Origin of the sequence: Paenibacillus sp. BT-177, from assembly GCF_025846815.2 — a bacterium.
Lineage (GTDB): Bacteria > Bacillota > Bacilli > Paenibacillales > Paenibacillaceae > Paenibacillus > Paenibacillus polymyxa_C.
The window spans coordinates 587,586-605,818 of the sequence record NZ_JAOYTP010000003.1; the positions used below are offsets into that span (position 1 = coordinate 587,586).

The 18,233-nt window shown below is 46.7% G+C and carries 12 protein-coding genes; 3 read left to right on the forward strand and 9 right to left on the reverse strand.

Annotation, left to right across the window (positions count from 1 at the left end; all coding sequences use genetic code 11):
• Positions 1–63: 63 nt before the first annotated feature.
• Genes araA through OIU26_RS13145 form a run of 3 tightly spaced genes read right to left on the reverse strand, consistent with a single transcriptional unit; the run spans position 64 to position 3,840 of the window.
• Positions 64–1,488, reverse strand: a complete 1,425-nt coding sequence (gene araA, locus OIU26_RS13135; RefSeq protein WP_016822498.1) for an L-arabinose isomerase — start codon at positions 1,486–1,488, stop codon at positions 64–66.
• A 41-nt stretch (positions 1,489–1,529) separates the two neighbouring features.
• Positions 1,530–2,225, reverse strand: a complete 696-nt coding sequence (locus OIU26_RS13140; RefSeq protein WP_264217076.1) for an L-ribulose-5-phosphate 4-epimerase — start codon at positions 2,223–2,225, stop codon at positions 1,530–1,532.
• Position 2,226: 1 nt separating this feature from the next.
• Entirely contained in the window at positions 2,227–3,840 is a 1,614-nt protein-coding gene (locus tag OIU26_RS13145) for an FGGY-family carbohydrate kinase (RefSeq protein ID WP_264217077.1), read from the reverse strand.
• Between the two features lie 290 nt (positions 3,841–4,130).
• Here OIU26_RS13145 and OIU26_RS13150 point away from each other — a divergent pair, with 290 nt between their 5' ends.
• From OIU26_RS13150 to OIU26_RS13160, 3 genes are all read left to right on the forward strand, one after another.
• On the forward strand, positions 4,131–5,219 hold the full coding sequence (locus OIU26_RS13150; protein ID WP_264217078.1) for a GntR family transcriptional regulator: 1,089 nt from the start codon (positions 4,131–4,133) through the stop codon (positions 5,217–5,219).
• Positions 5,220–5,386: 167 nt separating this feature from the next.
• Positions 5,387–7,381, forward strand: coding sequence for a serine hydrolase (locus OIU26_RS13155; RefSeq protein WP_264217079.1), 1,995 nt, complete (start codon positions 5,387–5,389; stop codon positions 7,379–7,381).
• A gap of 207 nt (positions 7,382–7,588) precedes the next feature.
• The gene (locus tag OIU26_RS13160; protein ID WP_264217080.1) at positions 7,589–7,969 is read left to right on the forward strand and encodes a hypothetical protein; all 381 of its coding nucleotides are present in this window, start codon (positions 7,589–7,591) and stop codon (positions 7,967–7,969) included.
• A gap of 67 nt (positions 7,970–8,036) precedes the next feature.
• Here OIU26_RS13160 and OIU26_RS13165 read toward each other — a convergent pair whose 3' ends face one another.
• The 6 genes from OIU26_RS13165 to OIU26_RS13190 all read right to left on the reverse strand — a co-directional run bounded on the left by OIU26_RS13165 (position 8,037) and on the right by OIU26_RS13190 (position 17,867).
• Entirely contained in the window at positions 8,037–8,573 is a 537-nt protein-coding gene (locus OIU26_RS13165; RefSeq protein WP_264217081.1) for a hypothetical protein, read from the reverse strand.
• Between the two features lie 142 nt (positions 8,574–8,715).
• Complete coding sequence (locus OIU26_RS13170) at positions 8,716–9,357, reverse strand: hypothetical protein (protein WP_264217082.1); 642 nt, start codon at positions 9,355–9,357, stop codon at positions 8,716–8,718.
• 33 nt (positions 9,358–9,390) lie between these two features.
• Complete coding sequence (locus OIU26_RS13175) at positions 9,391–9,951, reverse strand: DUF4303 domain-containing protein (protein WP_264217083.1); 561 nt, start codon at positions 9,949–9,951, stop codon at positions 9,391–9,393.
• A 176-nt stretch (positions 9,952–10,127) separates the two neighbouring features.
• Positions 10,128–10,721, reverse strand: coding sequence for a uracil-DNA glycosylase (locus OIU26_RS13180; protein WP_264217134.1), 594 nt, complete (start codon positions 10,719–10,721; stop codon positions 10,128–10,130).
• Positions 10,722–10,924: 203 nt separating this feature from the next.
• Positions 10,925–11,704, reverse strand: coding sequence for a class B sortase (locus tag OIU26_RS13185; protein WP_165082203.1), 780 nt, complete (start codon positions 11,702–11,704; stop codon positions 10,925–10,927).
• A gap of 19 nt (positions 11,705–11,723) precedes the next feature.
• Positions 11,724–17,867, reverse strand: coding sequence for a DUF7601 domain-containing protein (locus tag OIU26_RS13190; protein WP_436449145.1), 6,144 nt, complete (start codon positions 17,865–17,867; stop codon positions 11,724–11,726).
• Between the last annotated feature and the right edge of the window lie 366 nt (positions 17,868–18,233).

Consider the following 18,233-nt stretch of genomic DNA (forward strand, 5'->3'; position numbering starts at 1 on the left):
GAGAAACAATAAAAAGCATTGGGTCTTGAGGACTGACCCAATGCTTGTATAGATGAACTATAATTACTTAATAATTACGTATTCCAGGTTAACCAGTTTGGCATAAGCAACAATTTGGTCTGTAGTTAGATTCAAGGAAACCACAGTATGGTGACCACCACCGTTTTCAATCCACGCTTTGACTCCATCTTGGAAGTTTGGCTTTACATTCCACAGTACACGAGCCACTGGGAGTTTTGGAGCAGGAACTGTTGGTTCAAATGCAGTAACCTCATTGATCAACAGTTTATAATGTGTCCCAAAGTCAGCCATGGAAACAACTACACCGTCTCCTGCCTTACCGTCAAATACCAGACGGGCTGGATCTTCACGATCGCCGATACCTAACGGAGACACGATGATTTTAGGCTTGTTGCTTGCCAACGTTGGGTCAACTTCAAGCATGTGGGATTGAAGGATCGACTCCTGACCCGCTGCTAATTCATAGGTGTAGTCTTCCATAAAGCCAGTGGATTGGTTATGGCTCATGACTTTAAGCAAGCGATCGAGCGCTGCAGTCTTCCAGTCTCCTTCACCAGCGAATCCGTATCCTTGTGCCATCAGACGTTGAACGGCAAGACCAGGGAGCTGTTTCATACCGTAGAGGTCTTCAAAGTTTGTTGTGAAGGCAGTATAGCCGCCATCATCCAGGAATCGCTTAATAGCAATTTCATAGCTTGCTTGCACTCTTACGCTGGATTCCCAAGCTTCCTTGCTGTAAGTACCATAATCAAATTCATAGAGTTCGGAGTATTCTGCGAACAAAGCATCAATTTCTTCTTCCTTCACAGCATTGACGTACTGAACAAGGTCGCCAATTCCGAAGTAGTCAACGGTCCATCCAAATTGGATTTGGGCTTCGACTTTATCACCCTCCGTAACACCAACGTTACGCATATTGTCGCCAAAACGGGCAACTTTGATATTGAAGCTTTCGTTATAAGCAACCGCTACATCCATCCACTCGGCGATTTGCTTTTGCACTTCCGCACGTTCCCAATAACCTACAACCACTTTATTCTGTTTCTTCAAGCGGGCATTGATAAATCCATATTCACGGTCACCATGAGCTGCCTGGTTGAGGTTCATGAAGTCCATGTCAATTGTAGCCCAAGGAATGCTTTCATTATACTGAGTAGCCAAATGAAGCAGCGGTTTTTGCAGCAATTTGGTACCGCGAATCCACATTTTTGCAGGTGAGAAGGTATGCATCCACGTGATGACACCAGCAACCTCGTCGCGATAGTTGACTTCTTTCATAAGGCTGGTGATTTTGTCTGCACTAACTGCCAGATCCTGCAATACAAGCGGATAAGGCAGAACGCCGCTCTTATTTAGGGCATCGGTCATTTCTTGTGCGTGTGCTTTGACTTCTGCTAATGCTTCTTCTCCATACAGATGTTGTGAACCTACGACAAACCAGAACTGTTTTGTACCTACTGTTGACATAACATTCATCCTCTTTTCTTCGTTTGTTAGTTTAGTTGGTCTTATTTTTGTCCGTAGTAAGCGTCTTTCCCATGTTTGCGCAAATAGTGTTTATCTAGAATACGCTGCGGCAATTCTTCAGCAAAATGATTCAATTCCCGTGCGAATAAGTTCATTTTCGAAACTTCTTCCAACACGACGCTATTCATAACTGCGGATTTCGCATCTTTCCCCCAAGTGAAGGGAGCGTGACCCTTAAGCAGGACACCTGGCACTGCTAAAACATCCAGCCCGCGCTGCTCAAAAGTTTCGATGATGACACGGCCGGTTTCGGCTTCGTAGCCACGATCAATCTCCTCTTGTGTCAGGAAACGAGCACAGGGAACAGAACCATAGAAGGTGTCTGCATGAGTAGTCCCCATTACAGGTACATCCAGGCCTGCTTGAGCCCAAATCGTCGCCCAGGTCGAATGCGTGTGCACGATACCTCCGATCTCTGCGTAGTGCTTGTAAAGTACGGCATGAGTCGGTGTATCCGATGAAGGTCTCATCTCTCCTTCAACAACATTGCCGTCAAAATCAACAACTACCATATCGCTAGGTTTCATCGTGTCATAGCTAACACCACTTGGTTTGATAACGAATAAGCTACGCTCACGATCAACCGCACTTACATTACCCCAGGTGTATTTCACGAGTCCATGTTTAGGCAAATCCAGATTGGCTTGAAATACTTCTTCTTTCAGCTGCTCTAACACGTCAATTCCTCCAGTTTTCCACTAGATTATCTACTGCAGCCTGCTCAATCGCCAGGCCTTGTGTGTAGCGTTCTAGGAATGTTTCGAATCCCTTAACATCGGAACCGTTGGGATGAATTTCTTGTCCCTCAACATCTCTGAATACTTTTTGGTCGAGGAAGTCTTCCAGACTTTCTTGCTGATCCTTGTTCATCATGTAAGAAGCCAGAATAGCCATACCCCACGCTCCGCCTTCTCCAGCTGTTGCCATCACGGATACCGGAACATCCATAGCTGCCGCGACAATTTTTTGTCCAACGATAGGGGTTTTGAATAAACCACCGTGGGCCAGAATGCTGTCAATTGCGACATTTTCTTTCTTCGTCAAAATATCCATCCCGATTTTCAAAGCAGCAAACGCAGTGAACAGATGAGTGCGCATGAAATTGGCCAAATTGAAACGGCTCTCAGGAGAACGGACAAACAATGGCCGGCCTTTCTCTATTCCGGTGATGTTTTCTCCTGACAAATAGCCGTAGCTAAGTAAGCCGCCGCCATCTGGGTCTGCTTCCAAAGCCTTGTTCAGCAACACACTGAATAATTGATTCGGGTCTGCCTTTTGCCCCATGGCCTCATAAAATTCACGGAACAAGCCCAGCCAAGCATTGAGATCACTTGAACAGTTGTTGGCATGAACCATGCCGACCGGATTACCATTCGGTGTGGTCACCAGATCAATTTCCGGATATACCGCTGAAAGGTCCTTCTCTAATACAATCATCGCAAAAACCGAGGTTCCCACAGACACGTTGCCAGTACGTTTTCTCACACTATTCGTAGCGACCATTCCTGTTCCCGCATCACCTTCTGGAGGACAAAGCGGAATACCTGGTTGTAAATCGCCAGATTTATCTAAGATTTTGGCTCCCGCTGCGGTTAGTACACCTGCCTGCTCGCCCGAGATATGAACTTTAGGAATAATGTCTTGTAATTTCCAATCGTAGCCTTTGGCTGCAATGAGTTCATCAAATTGCTTAACCATCGACTCGTTATAATCGTGTGTAGTCTCATCAATTGGGAAGATCCCCGAAGCGTCTCCGATGCCAATGGCTTTGTTGCCAGTCAGCAGCCAGTGAATATATCCAGCCAACGTCGTAATAAAATCAATATGAGGAACATGTTGTTCTTCGTTCAATATCGCTTGATACAAGTGAGCAATACTCCATCGCTCAGGAATGTTGAATTGGAATTTATCAGTTAAAGCTTTTGCTGCAGCACCGGTCGTCGCATTCCGCCAAGTCCGGAACGGAACAAGTAATTCACCTTTGCTGTCAAAAGCCATATAGCCGTGCATCATTGCAGAGAATCCTATAGAATCAACCGTATGAAGGGTGATTCCGTATTTTTGTTCAACCTCTTGTTTCATTTCACGATAAGCCTCTTGTAGACCTGTAATAATGCTCTCTAAGTTGTATGTCCAATATCCATCTACCAAGAGGTTTTCCCACTCATAGCTTCCAGATGCGATTGTTTCAAAACGATGATCAATCAGCACTGCCTTGATACGTGTGGATCCAAATTCGATACCAAGTGAGGTTTCTCCCTTAGTAATCGCTTGTTTAATGTCTTGATCCATGCTCACGTTACTCCTCTCTCTGAACAACTGTTATAATCGCAATAATTGAAAGAAGGCGCTTTCTTTTGTTTACAGCATTAGTATATTTTTTGTGCGTACATTTGTCAACAAAAAACCATAGTTATACTTACAAATACTTTGACGAACCGAGTATTTTTCTATTTTATCTTTAGTATTTATACAGATAGGACAATAGATTATAATAAACTCATAATTATGCTAAAATATGTACATACAAATATTATGGATGCATCAATTAGTATTAGAACAACTTGGAAAGAAGGAATAAAGTGAAACCAAAGTATCAGGTTATCCTTGAGGATATAAAAAGCAACATTCTTTCAGGAGCATACAGCGTAGGAGAACAAATTCCAACGGAATTGGCTTTGCAGGATAAGTATAAAGTTAGTCGCCAGACGGTTCGGAAGGCTATTTTGGAACTATCCAACGAAGGTTTCTTAAGAAGTGAAAAAGGATCTGGCACCTATGTCAGCAACCAATTTCGGTCAAAAACCGGTGGCAATTCCAGCAATAAAACCATCGGAGTCATCACAACCTACATCTCTGATTACATCTTTCCCTCTATTATTCGCGGGATTGAAGCCAGATTGAACGAAGATAATTATTCATTACTATTAGCCAGTACCAATAATGATGTCGCACAGGAAAAGAAAGCTTTGGAGATGATGCTGTCCTTTGGTGTCGATGGTTTGATCATTGAGCCTACGAAGAGCAATCTATATAATCCCAATATCGCTTACTATCTGACGTTCAAGGAACAGGATGTTCCATTCATCATGATTAATGCCTATTATGAAGAGTTGGAGGTTCCCTACTTCTGTCTCGATGACGTACAATCCAGCTATCTGGCAACCAAAGAATTGATCGCTAACGGACACACACAGATTGGCATCATTGCCAAAATGGACGATTTACAAGGAAAGTATCGAATGAAGGGCTATATCAAAGCGCTTGGAGAAGCCAAATTACGGTTTCACCCCGAGCAAGTGCTCTCATTCTATACAGAAACGAAGCAGGACCTATCCACCAACTTGAAGAAATTTCTGACCGAACAAAGAGACGATTTAACCGCAATTGTCTGCTATAACGACGAGGTCGGACTAGAAGTTGTACATGTATGCAGACAACTTGGTATATCCGTTCCCGAAGATTTGTCCATTATTGGCCAAGACAATTCCTATATTTCCAAAAATGCAAACATCAAACTAACAACATTGACACACCCACAGGAACAAATGGGCCGTGATGCCGCCGACTGGGTTATTAAGAAACTACAAGGGAAGAAGGATCTAAGCAACCAAACCTATTATCAGCCCGTGTTAATTGAAGGAGAGACGGTAAAGAAGAAATTGAAGTGAAGGGGTTCATAGCCCCTTTAAAACCTAGTGCCTAATTGTCATATGACACTTTGGAGTGATTTGGTATGGTGGGTGACGAAATGTAACTTGTTGGTATGACAAATCCTTTGCCATACTTGGTTTTGCCGGACGATAAGGCAAAAATACATTTCAAGGAGAAACCATTCATGGAAAAAATGATTTACACCATTCTCGCGGTTCTACTATTATCTACTACGATAACTACCGCATGTATGGCACCCAACGGCGCGTCAGTTGCCGCACCCGTTAACATACCAGTTGCATCTGAAAAGGCTAGCTTGGAGGGGCCGCGAGATGCCAAGGAACTAGAGGCTTTTGCAGATGGTGTCTTTGCGGACAAAATGAAAAAGTTTAATACCGTTGGTTCTAATTTTGTGGTCGTCGCAGGTGGGAAAGTGATACTAAGCAAAGGTTACGGGTATGCCGACAAGGGCAAAAAAATCCCTGTTGATAAAAATACCGTTTTTCAAATCGGCTCTGTTACAAAGTCATTCACTGCATTGGCAGCTATGCAGTTGGTCGATAAAGGGAAAATGGATTTAAAACACGATATCCAAGAGTATTTAGGAGGAATAAAGGTTCCGAATAAAACAGGAAAAAAACTGACGATGTTTGATCTACTTACATATTCAAGTGGATTTGATGAACCAGATATTCTCATGGAAATGCATCCAGAATACGCGGACAAATATTTTCCAATGAAGAAGTACATTGCATCAAATATGCCAACTGTGGTCAGGTCTCCAGGAGAAGCGTACACTTATGACAATTTTGGTTTCATGTTAGCGGGATATGCAGTAGCAAACGTAACCGGTATGTCATATTCCAAATATATGGAAAAGAATATTTTCAAACCGTTAGGCATGAATTCGACGAGTGTGCGGTTTACCCCCCAATTGTTAAGCAGAATGGCTGCTCACTATGGACCAACAGGTGAACTGATTCCCTTGGACGGGTTTAAACCAACGGAAAAACCTGAAGGCGGTATCGTTTCAACAGCAGATGACATGGCAAAGTACCTCATTATGCACCTGAACAAGGGCAAGTACAAAGGTAAAGAAGTGGTGAGTCCAAAGAGCATAGAGCAAATGCACACATACCAATTATTCCCTGACAAGGAGTTCCCGGTTACAACAATTGGATTCGAAGGCTACTTCAAAGAGAAGATGAATAATCAGCATGTGATTCTAAAAGGAGGGAATGTTACAGGGCATTCTTCCTTGATTGTTATTCTGCCTGAGAAGAATACAGCGATGTACATGTCCTACAATAACGACTCCATGATGAGTCTTGACGTGTATGAAGAATTTATGAATCATTATTATCCGAGGAAATCAGAGGTTCCAAAGTCAACCTACGCGACATTAAGTGAGCAGCAGGCCCAAGACTACGTGGGATTATACCAAAACACGCGTATCGCTGCCTTAAGGACGAAGGTTTCGTATTCGGACGGGAAACTAATAATGGAGACAGGAACATCAGGCAAACATACACTAAAAATGATTCACCCTTTATTATTTGAAGATGAATCAGGTAATAAATTGACGTTTAATAAAAATAAAGCAGGCCATATTGCATATTTGTATTACATGCAGCTCCCAGACCTCGTTGCTTATGCGCAAAAAATAAACATTGATTCACCATTTTCTGATGTACCTGCGGATAGTAAATATATTTCATATATAAACAACCTTAATGCTTTGGAAGTCATGAGCGGAAAGTCAGCCAACCTCTTCGATCCGAAAGGAACGATGACTCAGAGAGAATTCTCAGAAGTGCTACTGCGCGCCCACGGGTGGTATAAACAACCTTTCATGATTGAACCGAATAAGAAGCAGATGATGGCTGGACTACGTAATTATCAGCCTAATTCTCCTATCACTAGACAAATGGCGGCGGTAATGATCCAGAACCTGAAACAGGTTGAGCCTGGAATTAAGGTTAAATTGAGTGGCGAAACGGATGCTTGGGCAGTTAAAGCAGTCACAGCTCTTGTTTCCCAGGGTATCATGGACCCGAATACCAAGATCAATTTAGACGGCTCCATAGACTTCCGCTCCAAACAGCTTTTGAAGCGTCAAGAAGCCAGTGCCTTGTTGGATCAAGCATTTAATTACTATACGTTGCCAATCAGTCACTAATTCAAAAGATTAAATAGAAAAAGTAAAATAATACTCCTAATATACAAAAACGCTACTGACAACGGAACATCAGTAGCGTTTTACATTTTTCGGATTCCTCGTAAATTCGATTTCGGAATGTTCAGGCTCTGCCACGCCATAATTAAATCAAAGGTGAGTCGCAGGTGCCGATCATCTTTTAACCAACATATAGTGAGGGGGAAAATAATGAAAAGCCAATTAAGAAATATTACGGTTGACGGTTATGCATTCGTTTATTGGTACTCAGGCGGGTCTCGCTTCATCCTAAACCTATCTCCGAAAGAGAATAAAAACATCAAAATTACGTTAATCTTCCAGGCAGCCCCTCCTGAAGAAGAGCCTCACACTTCTTGGTCCTTTTATGACATTTCAGCACAAATTAATGGAATGGAAACTGTCATTCATCTGGGTAAACCCAAGCATATCGCTGAAATCATCTCTTACTTGATGGCAAAACGACAAGAGCTTTGGATTCAGGGGAGACCTCAAGTTCTGGATCATGCCTGGGATTTACTAAAAGAAATGGGTTATTGCGAGTTCAAGCCAATCTGGATTAGACAGTGGTAGTCGTAATGGTTTGTGGACTAGCCCCCTCTGACCACCCAAAGGGAGCTTAAAGCCCACAGGTTAACGATTATTCGTTATTCGGCGTGGTCGGACTAGCCGAGGGCATCAAGCCTTTAACGGCGCCGAGAAATGGGCGAATGGACTTGATCATACCGTAGCCCATCTTCACAACAGGGACAAATTTCTGGATCATACCGAACAGCCGTAGGCCGCCGCCGAGCATACCTCCAAGCCCTCCTGCGCCCGCAGTGGCACCGCCAAGTCCACCAAGTCCGCCGAACAGCGAGCCCATCATCGGTAGGAATGCCGACACCTTGGCATCCGGCTTGCGGGAGCGCGAACGGCCAGATGGTTTGCGTGCGCCGCTTCTCCGGTTGCCGAGACGGACGCCTGGGGCATGCGCACCAGCTCTGCGTTTGAGAGATCGGGAATCTTGCTTCCCGAAAGAAGCACGTGGGGGAGCTCCAGCACTCGCAAGTACCAACCCGCCACGATTAACGTCAGTGATGTAGCCGACGTAAGTCTCTCCGTTGTGCAGGGTGACACAGACCGGACGGCCTTGAAACTTCTTAGCCCGTGCACGCATCTCTTTGGATTGTGCCATGGAAGTTCACCTCGCTCACTGATTATAATTCAGTTTACGCCAGGGGCGGGCTGCCTGCTTGTGCGAATGGGGCATACGCACGCCGAAAATCGTTTGATGGGCTCACCGCCGTTCAAGTCCTCCCGAGGGTCCCTACGCTATATCAAGAGAATTGCCAAAAACCTGCTACTGGATGTTGTATCTCAGTCGTCCCCATTTTGGCGAAAATATATAGTGATCCAAAACCAAAAGGATAATTGTTATCCTCCTGAAGCAACGTTTCCGGGTAGCCATCTTCATCTACCTGAAATAAAAAAGAGAATGATTCCTCCTTCAGCTTCGCAAAATAATAGTCTTCATTTTGAATAAGTCTTGGGTTTCCGCCTACTTTGATCAAAAAAGGCTGATCCATCGATTTTTCGTCATGGCTTAGTTCCCCGTTTGAAATTGCATGCTTTATAAGACCCGGGTTAGTAAACATATCTTTGACGCTTTCAGTCGAAATGGGATGCTCAATCACCTTGATCGAGCAATTAGGATAAATGTTATTTTCCAAATACTCCTCATAGTCTTCAGGGATGAAGACCGAAATCATGCTCTCCGGTTTAAAGGGATGGACGAGGCTCAAGTAAAAAACATATTTTGGGTTACCTTCTTGGATGAGGTCTTCTTGATCATCAAAAAATTCAGGTGCATTCCCACCGATCCAGCCTGCACTATGTTCGTTCAATAGGGTCGATCCCGCATAATAAAGAATGCAATTTGTTCTCTCAACTAAAATATTCTTTTGGTTTTCATTAGGCATTTTACAACTCTCCCTCAAGAAACGCGAATACCCTTACTCTGCCGCTTCCGCCAGCCATGCTTGCATAGCCGGAGACTCCGCCCGATTCAAACGTAGGGCGATTTCGGTATTGATCTCATCTGGCGGCATGACCTCGACAAGGACGCATACAGACTCTCGCGGTTGATTCAAGGCAAATACGCCTTCATCATCGAGCCTTTTCATCGCTAGCTCCATGGCCTTCAACCTCGAATCAAATTCACGATTCCATTCGTCAGCCTCAAGCTCCGCAATGGAAGGACGCTCCATAAACGATTGTTTAACATCATCGAAGTTCTCATCTCTAAAACAACAATAGGGTGAATCGGCATAGGACCATTTGATGAGTTCCGCCATCGTTGATCCCGGCGTGTCGCTTTCGTCTCCTTGCCTGGCCGCTTCCCTCTCCAAGGCCTCCCATGACCAGGCAGAGATGCTTGGCGCATGTCCCTCTCCAGTCGTAAATAGCGTGCAGTAATAGTAACGTTCGCCATTTTCAAACAGAGTGCGAAAGGACGTCCTAGCCACATCGGCAATCTCTGCCGTCAGCGCCTCTATCTCTTGCGTCGGTTTCATGACTATCGCCCCTTAGCCCTATAAAATATACATCTTATTTCCATTATAAAGACTGTCCATCCTAAATCTACCTACTTCTTGCCTGAATCCTGGAAATAAGCGCTTAAAAACAGAGTTGGAGAAAAGGAAATGAAAGAGGGGCTGGCACAACCAGCCCCTCTTCTATAATGCTCTCGTCAATCTATATCCTGCTTGAGCTGAATCTCTTTCCACTTCTCCTTCAAAGCTTTCAAATCTTCTACGAAGAACCTAAGTAAATTGGGTCGTCTTCTTACTGCAAGCGGGTGATAGGTGAAGCTGATGGGCGTACCCTGCAACTCATACCAGCTGCCTCGTAACTCCTTGACACTGGCACCCTCCTTATTTGTAAATATGGCTCCCGCTACGACATTACCAAATCCAAATAATACAAGCGGCTGCTTCTGAAAAAGCTGTATCTGTAGATGAGGGAGACACGCCGCTCTAGCCTCGGGTTTATTATAGGCACGCATCGGTCGGCATTTTAGCAAATAGGTGACATAAACATCATTTACGTCTATCCCAGCCTCTCTCATGCCGTATTGTAGTGTTTCTCGGGTACCGCATAAAAACGAATTTCCTTCCCGATCCTCCCGGGCTCCGGGATTATCCAGAATCATCATAAGTGGAGCTTTCGGATTTCCTTCACCCCAGATGACACGATTCCGCTGCTTGGATAGCTCGCAAATTTCACAATGCTCTATACCATTGGGTGCTTGTTCTTCAGGTAAAATTACATAGGGAAGATCCATTTCCTTGTCGTGTAGCCCCTTCCTTTCACACACAATGAATCTATTATGCCCACCTCAAGCAAAAATTTGCCTAAGGTTCAGCATAACGGGTCCATCGGAAAAAGTAAGGGCACCTAAACTGGATCAAAAGAAGCGTAAAAAAAATCGCGTCCTCCAGGGGAGAACGCGATATAAACCAGGCTTGGCTCCATGTTTCAACATCGTCATTTAAGCTTTCGGGCAACCACCGCTAACCGACCGTTTTCGGTCGAGTACTCACACGTAGACAGTACAATAAGCTTGTCGCCATAACGGGGGGTTATACCCGTTTCATATAGAGCAAGTTTTTGGATGTTCTGAACATACGAATCGAACTCGACGGGCGTACTTACTTTCTCAATCTGGTAGTATTTAAATACATCATCTGATTTGCGATAAACCTGTGACAGAATAACGGCAACAACCTCATACTCTTCCTTTTCATAAAGTGTACTGAACTGGAACGTAGCATGCTCCTTATAGAAGCTTTCTTGCTTATACTTCATCAAATCTTTGAACATCCAGCCGTTTTTCATATGATGTCCGTGAATCAGTAAAATATCGGAACCGTTGATTCGGCTGTGCTCGTCCAAAAAGGGGAGACCGAGTTTGCTCTTCTTTTTATCGAAATCATGATCGAGATAGTACTGCTCATCTTGTGGATTCTGCATAACCGGGTACTCAATTCGGGTGCCGTTAATCTTCAGCCAACCGACGATGTCCGGGTTTCTCTCGTAAAGCTCTCGAAATTCGGGAAGCATGACCGGCTCATTCGCTTTCGTAATCAAAGGGGAGGGGATCGTCTCCCCTCCTCCTTTGTCCGATTGTTCCTCCCAAACTTTTGCTAACTCTTCGATTTTCACTTGATCGGCATAACCCCACAGGAAAATTCTCGCTATATTGGCGAGAGAGAATACCAATACAAGGAAGGAAACGGCGATAAGAACTTTTTTAGTTTTACTCATTTTCTTACCGCCTTTCCGGTTACTGAATATGCTTTTTCTTCTTGCCGCTGAGTAAACAGAAACCAATCGTAATCAAGGATATCAGCGCCAAAACCATATAGAAGATTGGCGATGGACTGCTATCCCCTGTTTTCGGAGCATCGTCCAGCTCGTAATCGCCATTGGCGACTTCATTGTCGACGCTACCGCTTGCGTTGTTGCCTTTGTTGCCTTTGTTGATTTCGTTGTTCACGTTGCCTGCTCCGTTATTAACGTTGCTTGCTCCGTTGTCGACGTTGCTTGCTCCGTTGTTCACGTTGCCTGCTCCGTTGTCGACGTTGCTTGCTCCACTGTTAACCTTGCTTGCTCCGTTGTTCACGTTGCTTGCTCCGTTGTTCACGTTGCTTGCTCCGTTGTTCACGTTGCTTGCTCCGTTGTCGACGTTGCTTGCTCCGTTGTCGACGTTGCTCGCTCCGTTGTTCACGTTGCTTGCCCCGTTGTTCACGTTGCCTGCTCCGTCGTCGCTGTTATCGGTACCGCTACTGCCACTGCCGGACCCAGTTCCGCCGCCACTGCCGCCGCTATTGCCGCCACCACCGCCGCCGGAACTTATCGGCTTCAACTGTATATCGTGGCGTACGATGTCGCTTCCGACCGAGATAGTTGGGCTTGTGTACGCATCATACCCGGCTTTGGTTACAACCAGATAGTAATCCGTGTTCGGGAATACCATGTATGCATATGCGCCGTTTGCGTCACTGTTCTGACTTGGGCTGGCGTTATCATTCGGTGCAAAGCCCGGAATCGCTGGCAGCGTTACTTTCGTGCCCGGCACGATGCCGCTCGCTGTGTTTCCTGGCGTATCAGCATAATATAGCGTCACTTCAGCGCCTTCAATCACCATGCCGGTTGTTGCATCCGTAATGATGCCATACGGGTCAACGAGCCCCTGGGAAATATTCAATTCCCCGTTGGCCTTCACATCCAGATCCGCTTGAAGGACCGTTAATTCTTGACCTGGCGCCACTTCGTAGCGCACTTCCATTTTGTAAGTCTTCGCGGCTAAACCGTCCGCTGAGAAGACGCCGTTCGACTCTAGGTTGAACGCTTTGGGAGCGCCATTCTTATCCACTACATACTGGTTGCTGGCATCCCGCAAGTAGATGTGCATCTTGCCAGCGAGCTTGCTGTCCAGCAGCGAAGTCTGCCCTTCAGGCTGCTTCAGAAGCACAATACCTACCGCCGTAATATCAGCCGGAACGGTCTCGTCCGTCACACTGCTGTCCACATTTGCTTTTTGCGTGAACTCGACAGGCACATCCTTTCCGCCTACCGGATACCACTTCGTAAATGTGATCGTGTAGTCGGTAGCTGCCTCGGCAATGACCGAATACTCACCCTTCTCATTCGTCTGAATCGTCTGCTTCTCGCCTGTCTTCAGATTGGTCACTGTGATGGACGCATTCGGAATGACTTCTCTTGTGTTGTTGTCACGCAGCACGCCTTCCAGAACTGGAAGCTGGCGGGTATTCACAAAGTGTGCTTCAGCCGCGCTTTTCACCGGAATGGTACCCGTGCGAATGAGACTAGCAGGATCTGTCACATAACCGTCGTCCGTGTAATTATCTTCGGTCACCGTATATTGGAGATACGTAGGAAGTCCTTCCACAATGAACAATTCCTCATCTTTAAGCTCAAAGGTATCCCCGCTTTTGATGGTGCCCTTACTGCCGTCCGACTTCTCATAGGAGTAGGAGCCGTTTGCTCCCTCGCCTGTGAAGGTGACCTTGTACTTGAACGCCTTCGTTTTGTTACCACCATTACCTTGAACCTTGTTGCTGATTAGCAGGCTCCCCGTCATGACTCGCATGTTCTTGAATGGGGCAACTTCATCCTTACCCTTCATGACTCCGGTATAGTAACGCTCCCCAGGAGTAGTCATGTATTCATCGGTTGTGTAGTCTTTCTGGGTAACTGTGTAAGTTAGATTCTTAGGCAGGTCCAAAACATCCAGTGTCTCTCCATCCTTGAGCCGGAGGGTACCGCCGGACTTGATCGAACCTTTGTCGCCGTCCGACTTCACGTAAGAGTAGCTTTCATCCTTACCTACACCCGCAAAGCTGACGGTGTATTCGAACTCTTTTGCCTTGTCGCCGCCGTTGCCCATGACCGTATTGCTGATGGTCAGCTTGTTGACAACCCGTTCATTAACAAAGTCCGCCTTGTGGTCACCTTTATTCACAATTGTTCCGGACCATTCTCTCGTCTCCGGATCAGTCGTGTAGCCGTCAACGGTCGTATAATCGCCCTCGGTTACGGTATAAACCAGACCCGCAGGCAATATCGGCAGCATCGCAGTTTGTCCGTGCTTGAGGGTAATCTTGTCACCGCTTTTGATCTTGCCATACGTATTATCTGGCCTCTTATAGGTGTACTCTCCGTCCTTGCCTTCGCCGTTGAAGGTCACGGTGTACTCAAACTCTTTGTCCGGGTCGCTGCCGTTGCCTTCCACCTTATTGCTGATGGTCAGCTTGCCTTCGGCCGGTGTAGGAACGATCAGCGGATTGTTCGATTCCACCTTCTGTCCATCAACAAGGACAGGCTTGCCGGGCGCATCGATGACACGTACCCGGTATATCGTAGTCGTAGGCAAGTAAGTGAGGAGATCAATATATGTCTGTTTGAGCAAATAATCCCCTGGCACCTGAATAATGAAATTCGTTTTGCCGTCCGTGCCCGTCATTTTTTCCACCATTACATTATTTTCTTTATCCCTGGCCGGTGTACCGTCAGGATTGAGCAACTGAAACTTTACATCCTTCAGCGGTGTTGTACCGTCGGGACCGACCTTCTTGAGGAAGAGCAGGCCGTTTTCATTGGCACTTCCCGCTACATCGTTCGCGTCCAGCATAATACTGCTCTGCGCTCCGATCGGCGGAAGGAAATCATCACCCATCAGCTTGATGGAATTCCCAGCCGTTCCCGGCTGCATGCCCTGGGATTCGGTCTGGTAAACGATCTGATAGAACTTGTTCGGATCGACAAAATCAAACCTAAGCGTCGATCCCCCGGTTGCCGGGTCTGTGCCTGCGGTGACTTTCACCTCACTATTCGGATCCGCAAGATTCAGCGGTCCTCCGTTACGCTCTAAAGTGCCATCCGGCTTCAACTTGCCGGGATAGACAGCGATGTCGGAAGGTTCGAGGGATAGGCCACCCTCCGCATTTTGGCGCAGCTTCAGACCTTTGGCGAGAGTATCCAGCAGATAAACGCCCGGCTTCATCTCGAACGGAGGTGTGTAATTCACCGTCCATTCCTGTACACCAGAAACAGGCTTTTGCACCGTCTTGCTCAGAGACTGCACAGGCACAATGATTCTGTGAGCTTCGGTAGCACTATACGGCTTGTCTCCCCATTTCATGGAGAACACAGCCTGATTCTCCCCAGCGTTATTGTTGCCTAGCTTGTAGGAGGCAAGCGCAGCATTGGTTGGACGCGCCTTCACCAGAATGACGTAGGGGCTCTCCAGCTTGGAAAAGGTGAAGGTTCCTTCATTGCCATCCTTGGTAAAGCTCACCACATGCTGAGGCGTACCCGGCGCAATGACTGAAATGGCCTGTGCATATCTACCACTTCCGCCTTTACCATCGGTTCTATAGCCGGTACCACCTTTATAAAGTCTATAAGCCTCGCCCGGAGCATAATCTACAAACTCCCAGCCTTCCGGCAATACATCCACCAGCTTGATGTCGCTGGCTACACGGGTGCCGCCATCCTTGGCCATCTCCTCCGTATTGAAGCCTGGCATGTTTACTGCCAGCCGGAAGGTGACCGTTCTATCCTTGCGGTCATAGCCTGCCAAGACGTAATTGTCAGGACGGGAGTTGTCCATATACCAATTCGGGTCGCTGGCCACGGGCGTTCTTTTCCATATGCTGTCGCTCCATTGGCCTGAATAGTTTCGGTTCCAATCGGCTGCAACCCCCTCTAAACCCGCCGTGTTCGCATACAGCATCTCCTTGTTCAGCATCCGCACAAGGTTCGAGGTGTTGGCTTCGGCGCGACTCACATAATCGTCACCGTCGAAGAGCAGTCCCCGGTTGCTCCATGTGTTTCCAGCGTTATCCTGGCGGAACAGGTTATCCGGGTTGGTAGTGACAGACTCAAAGGAAACGCTCCCTGGTACATCTCCTTTGTACCCGGTAACTTTGATAAGGTCCGCCACCCGCTCGCCGTTCACCGTCAAGGGGATCACTTCACCATTCAACCCATTGCTCACAGTCAACGTATTCTCACGGTATTTTTGCCAAAGCTGCTTGGTGTCGATCTGGCTCTTGATTGCATCCAGAGTTGTCGACGTTACCTTAGGATTGGCATCCAGATTATTCAGTACATCGAGAGAATCGCCGTGAACCAGCAAATCATAGACGACTGGAGCATCCAGATTGTACTGCAGCGTCAAGTTTATCGTCCACTTGGTGCCTGCGACGTTGTGCAGCGCGGTGGTTGTGGTCGCACTTTTCGTGAAGGCATGTGCGCCAATTCTAACCTGTGCAGTGTCCACAACGGCAGCAGGAGCGACCCAGCCGGTTGCATCGTTGTTCTGGATGGCAGTTCCTTCATCCTTCACATCCAATTCCCAGTTTGCGCGCGCTTTGTAATCGAAGATTGACTTGCTGCTGTCTGTCACCTTCGTCACAACTGTCATATAGAGGGGCCCGTCCAGATTCCCGCCGATGGCGGTTCCGATCTCGTACTCCCCTGCGGCGTTACGGGTAATTGGGGTATCCGTACCGCTGTCCCCATTCTTATAGGTTGCGGAAACAAACTCCGTCCCGTCGGGCAGGACGTCTGTAATCTTAACGTTTTGCAAGCCGGTTCTGGACAGTACACCGTTATTGTTAATCCTCTTGTTGACCTCAACCGTCCACGTGATGAGCGTATCGTTCCCACTCTTGCCCGGCTTGCCGCTCGCCGCAATCCAGTTGGGGCGTATAGCAATCCGATGGGTATTTGATAAAGCCTTTACATCGGTAGCGTCACCCAAAAGCTTTGCGGTATTATCAATGCGGTTCCATCCATACTGATCAGCAAAATTGCCGTTCTTTTCATAGTAATAACTACTCTTAGGAATCCACGTTTTGAAAGTAATAGTCGCCGTGCTTTTGACGTTATCTACAGTGGATACGTCTGGGAACTTGTAGAAAAGTGTACGATCAGCAGCATAATCAGGATCTGCCACATTTCCATCCACAGTGAGGGACCCAGGTACATATACACCGACGTTCGCAAGCTCATCAGAGAAAGTCAACCCATCCAGCCGCATGGGGATGGTCTTATCGTCCGTGTCAGTGGCAGTTACTACCGCTCGCCACGTAATGGTACCCTCTTGAAAAGAAGGGCTGTTAATCCCACTGTCATAGCCGCCGTTGCTTAAGGAGCTTACAGTAATGGTATACTCGGGCACCAAATCAGAGTTTTTAAACTTATAGCCATCTCCGAAAATGGTCGTATCCCCGCCACCGCCAGGGGTCTGATCTGCTGCTCTAGCAGCAGCGGAAAAGCCGATTTTGACGTCGCGTCTACTGCCGTCATATACTCCTGTGCCGTCAAACGTAATTTTGATTGAATCGGCAAAAAATTGGACGGTAGCAATTTTCAGTCCGCCCTGATTGATTGGCATAGGAGCTGTAGGCGCCAAATTCACACCAGGGAAGTAGGTCGCCTTATCCAGGACGGCATAATCCCCCTGCTGAATCACACTTTCGGGCGGAGCATTGAGATCGTCGCCCTTGGTCGGCACAGCGATACTATCCAGTTCAAGGGTAAAATTCTCCCGGCCGTTAATCTCGCCCCCTGCAGGAACCACAGCTTCAGGGTTACCCTGCTTCACTGTGAGCTTGAACGTCGGATTGGCGTTCGCCAGCACCGCCGTTTTGTCCGTCAGATTTGCCGTCATCGCCGCGAAAGTGAACAGCGGAGCGTACACCGCCTCAGGTGCTGACGACGGTTGGTCTGGCGTGCCGTACACCGCCTCAGATACCGAAGGCGATTCAGCCGCATTCTGCGAGCCGGATTCGTCATCCGCATATGCAGCAGCAGGGAATACCACTGTCTGCAAGACAAGCAAAACTGCCAGGCAGAAAGATAGCATAGTTTTACCTAAACTGCTTTTTTGTTTCAATACGAAAATCTCCTCCATTTCTAAAAAAAATTTGGGAGCGGCCAGTAACTTTTTCCCTTCATCTTTGGTCATCTTCGCCGCTTACAACAGAAAGTTACCAAATTCGCCATATTTATATGACGTGTCCGATCATTATAATATAGAGACCTAGACAAATTCTAAACAATTGCCAGACTTTAGACCCGATTTGATACAAGTCTAAGGAACTATACATAGTAAGCTAGACATGGATTCCTCCCTTCTTCATTTCTCATATTACCTCCCACTGATGCTGGATCCACCAGTACTATGAGATTTTTAATAGACTGCGCATGGTAAGATTGACCATTCTTATTTATCGGATTTTTATTTATTAAAATTTAATGT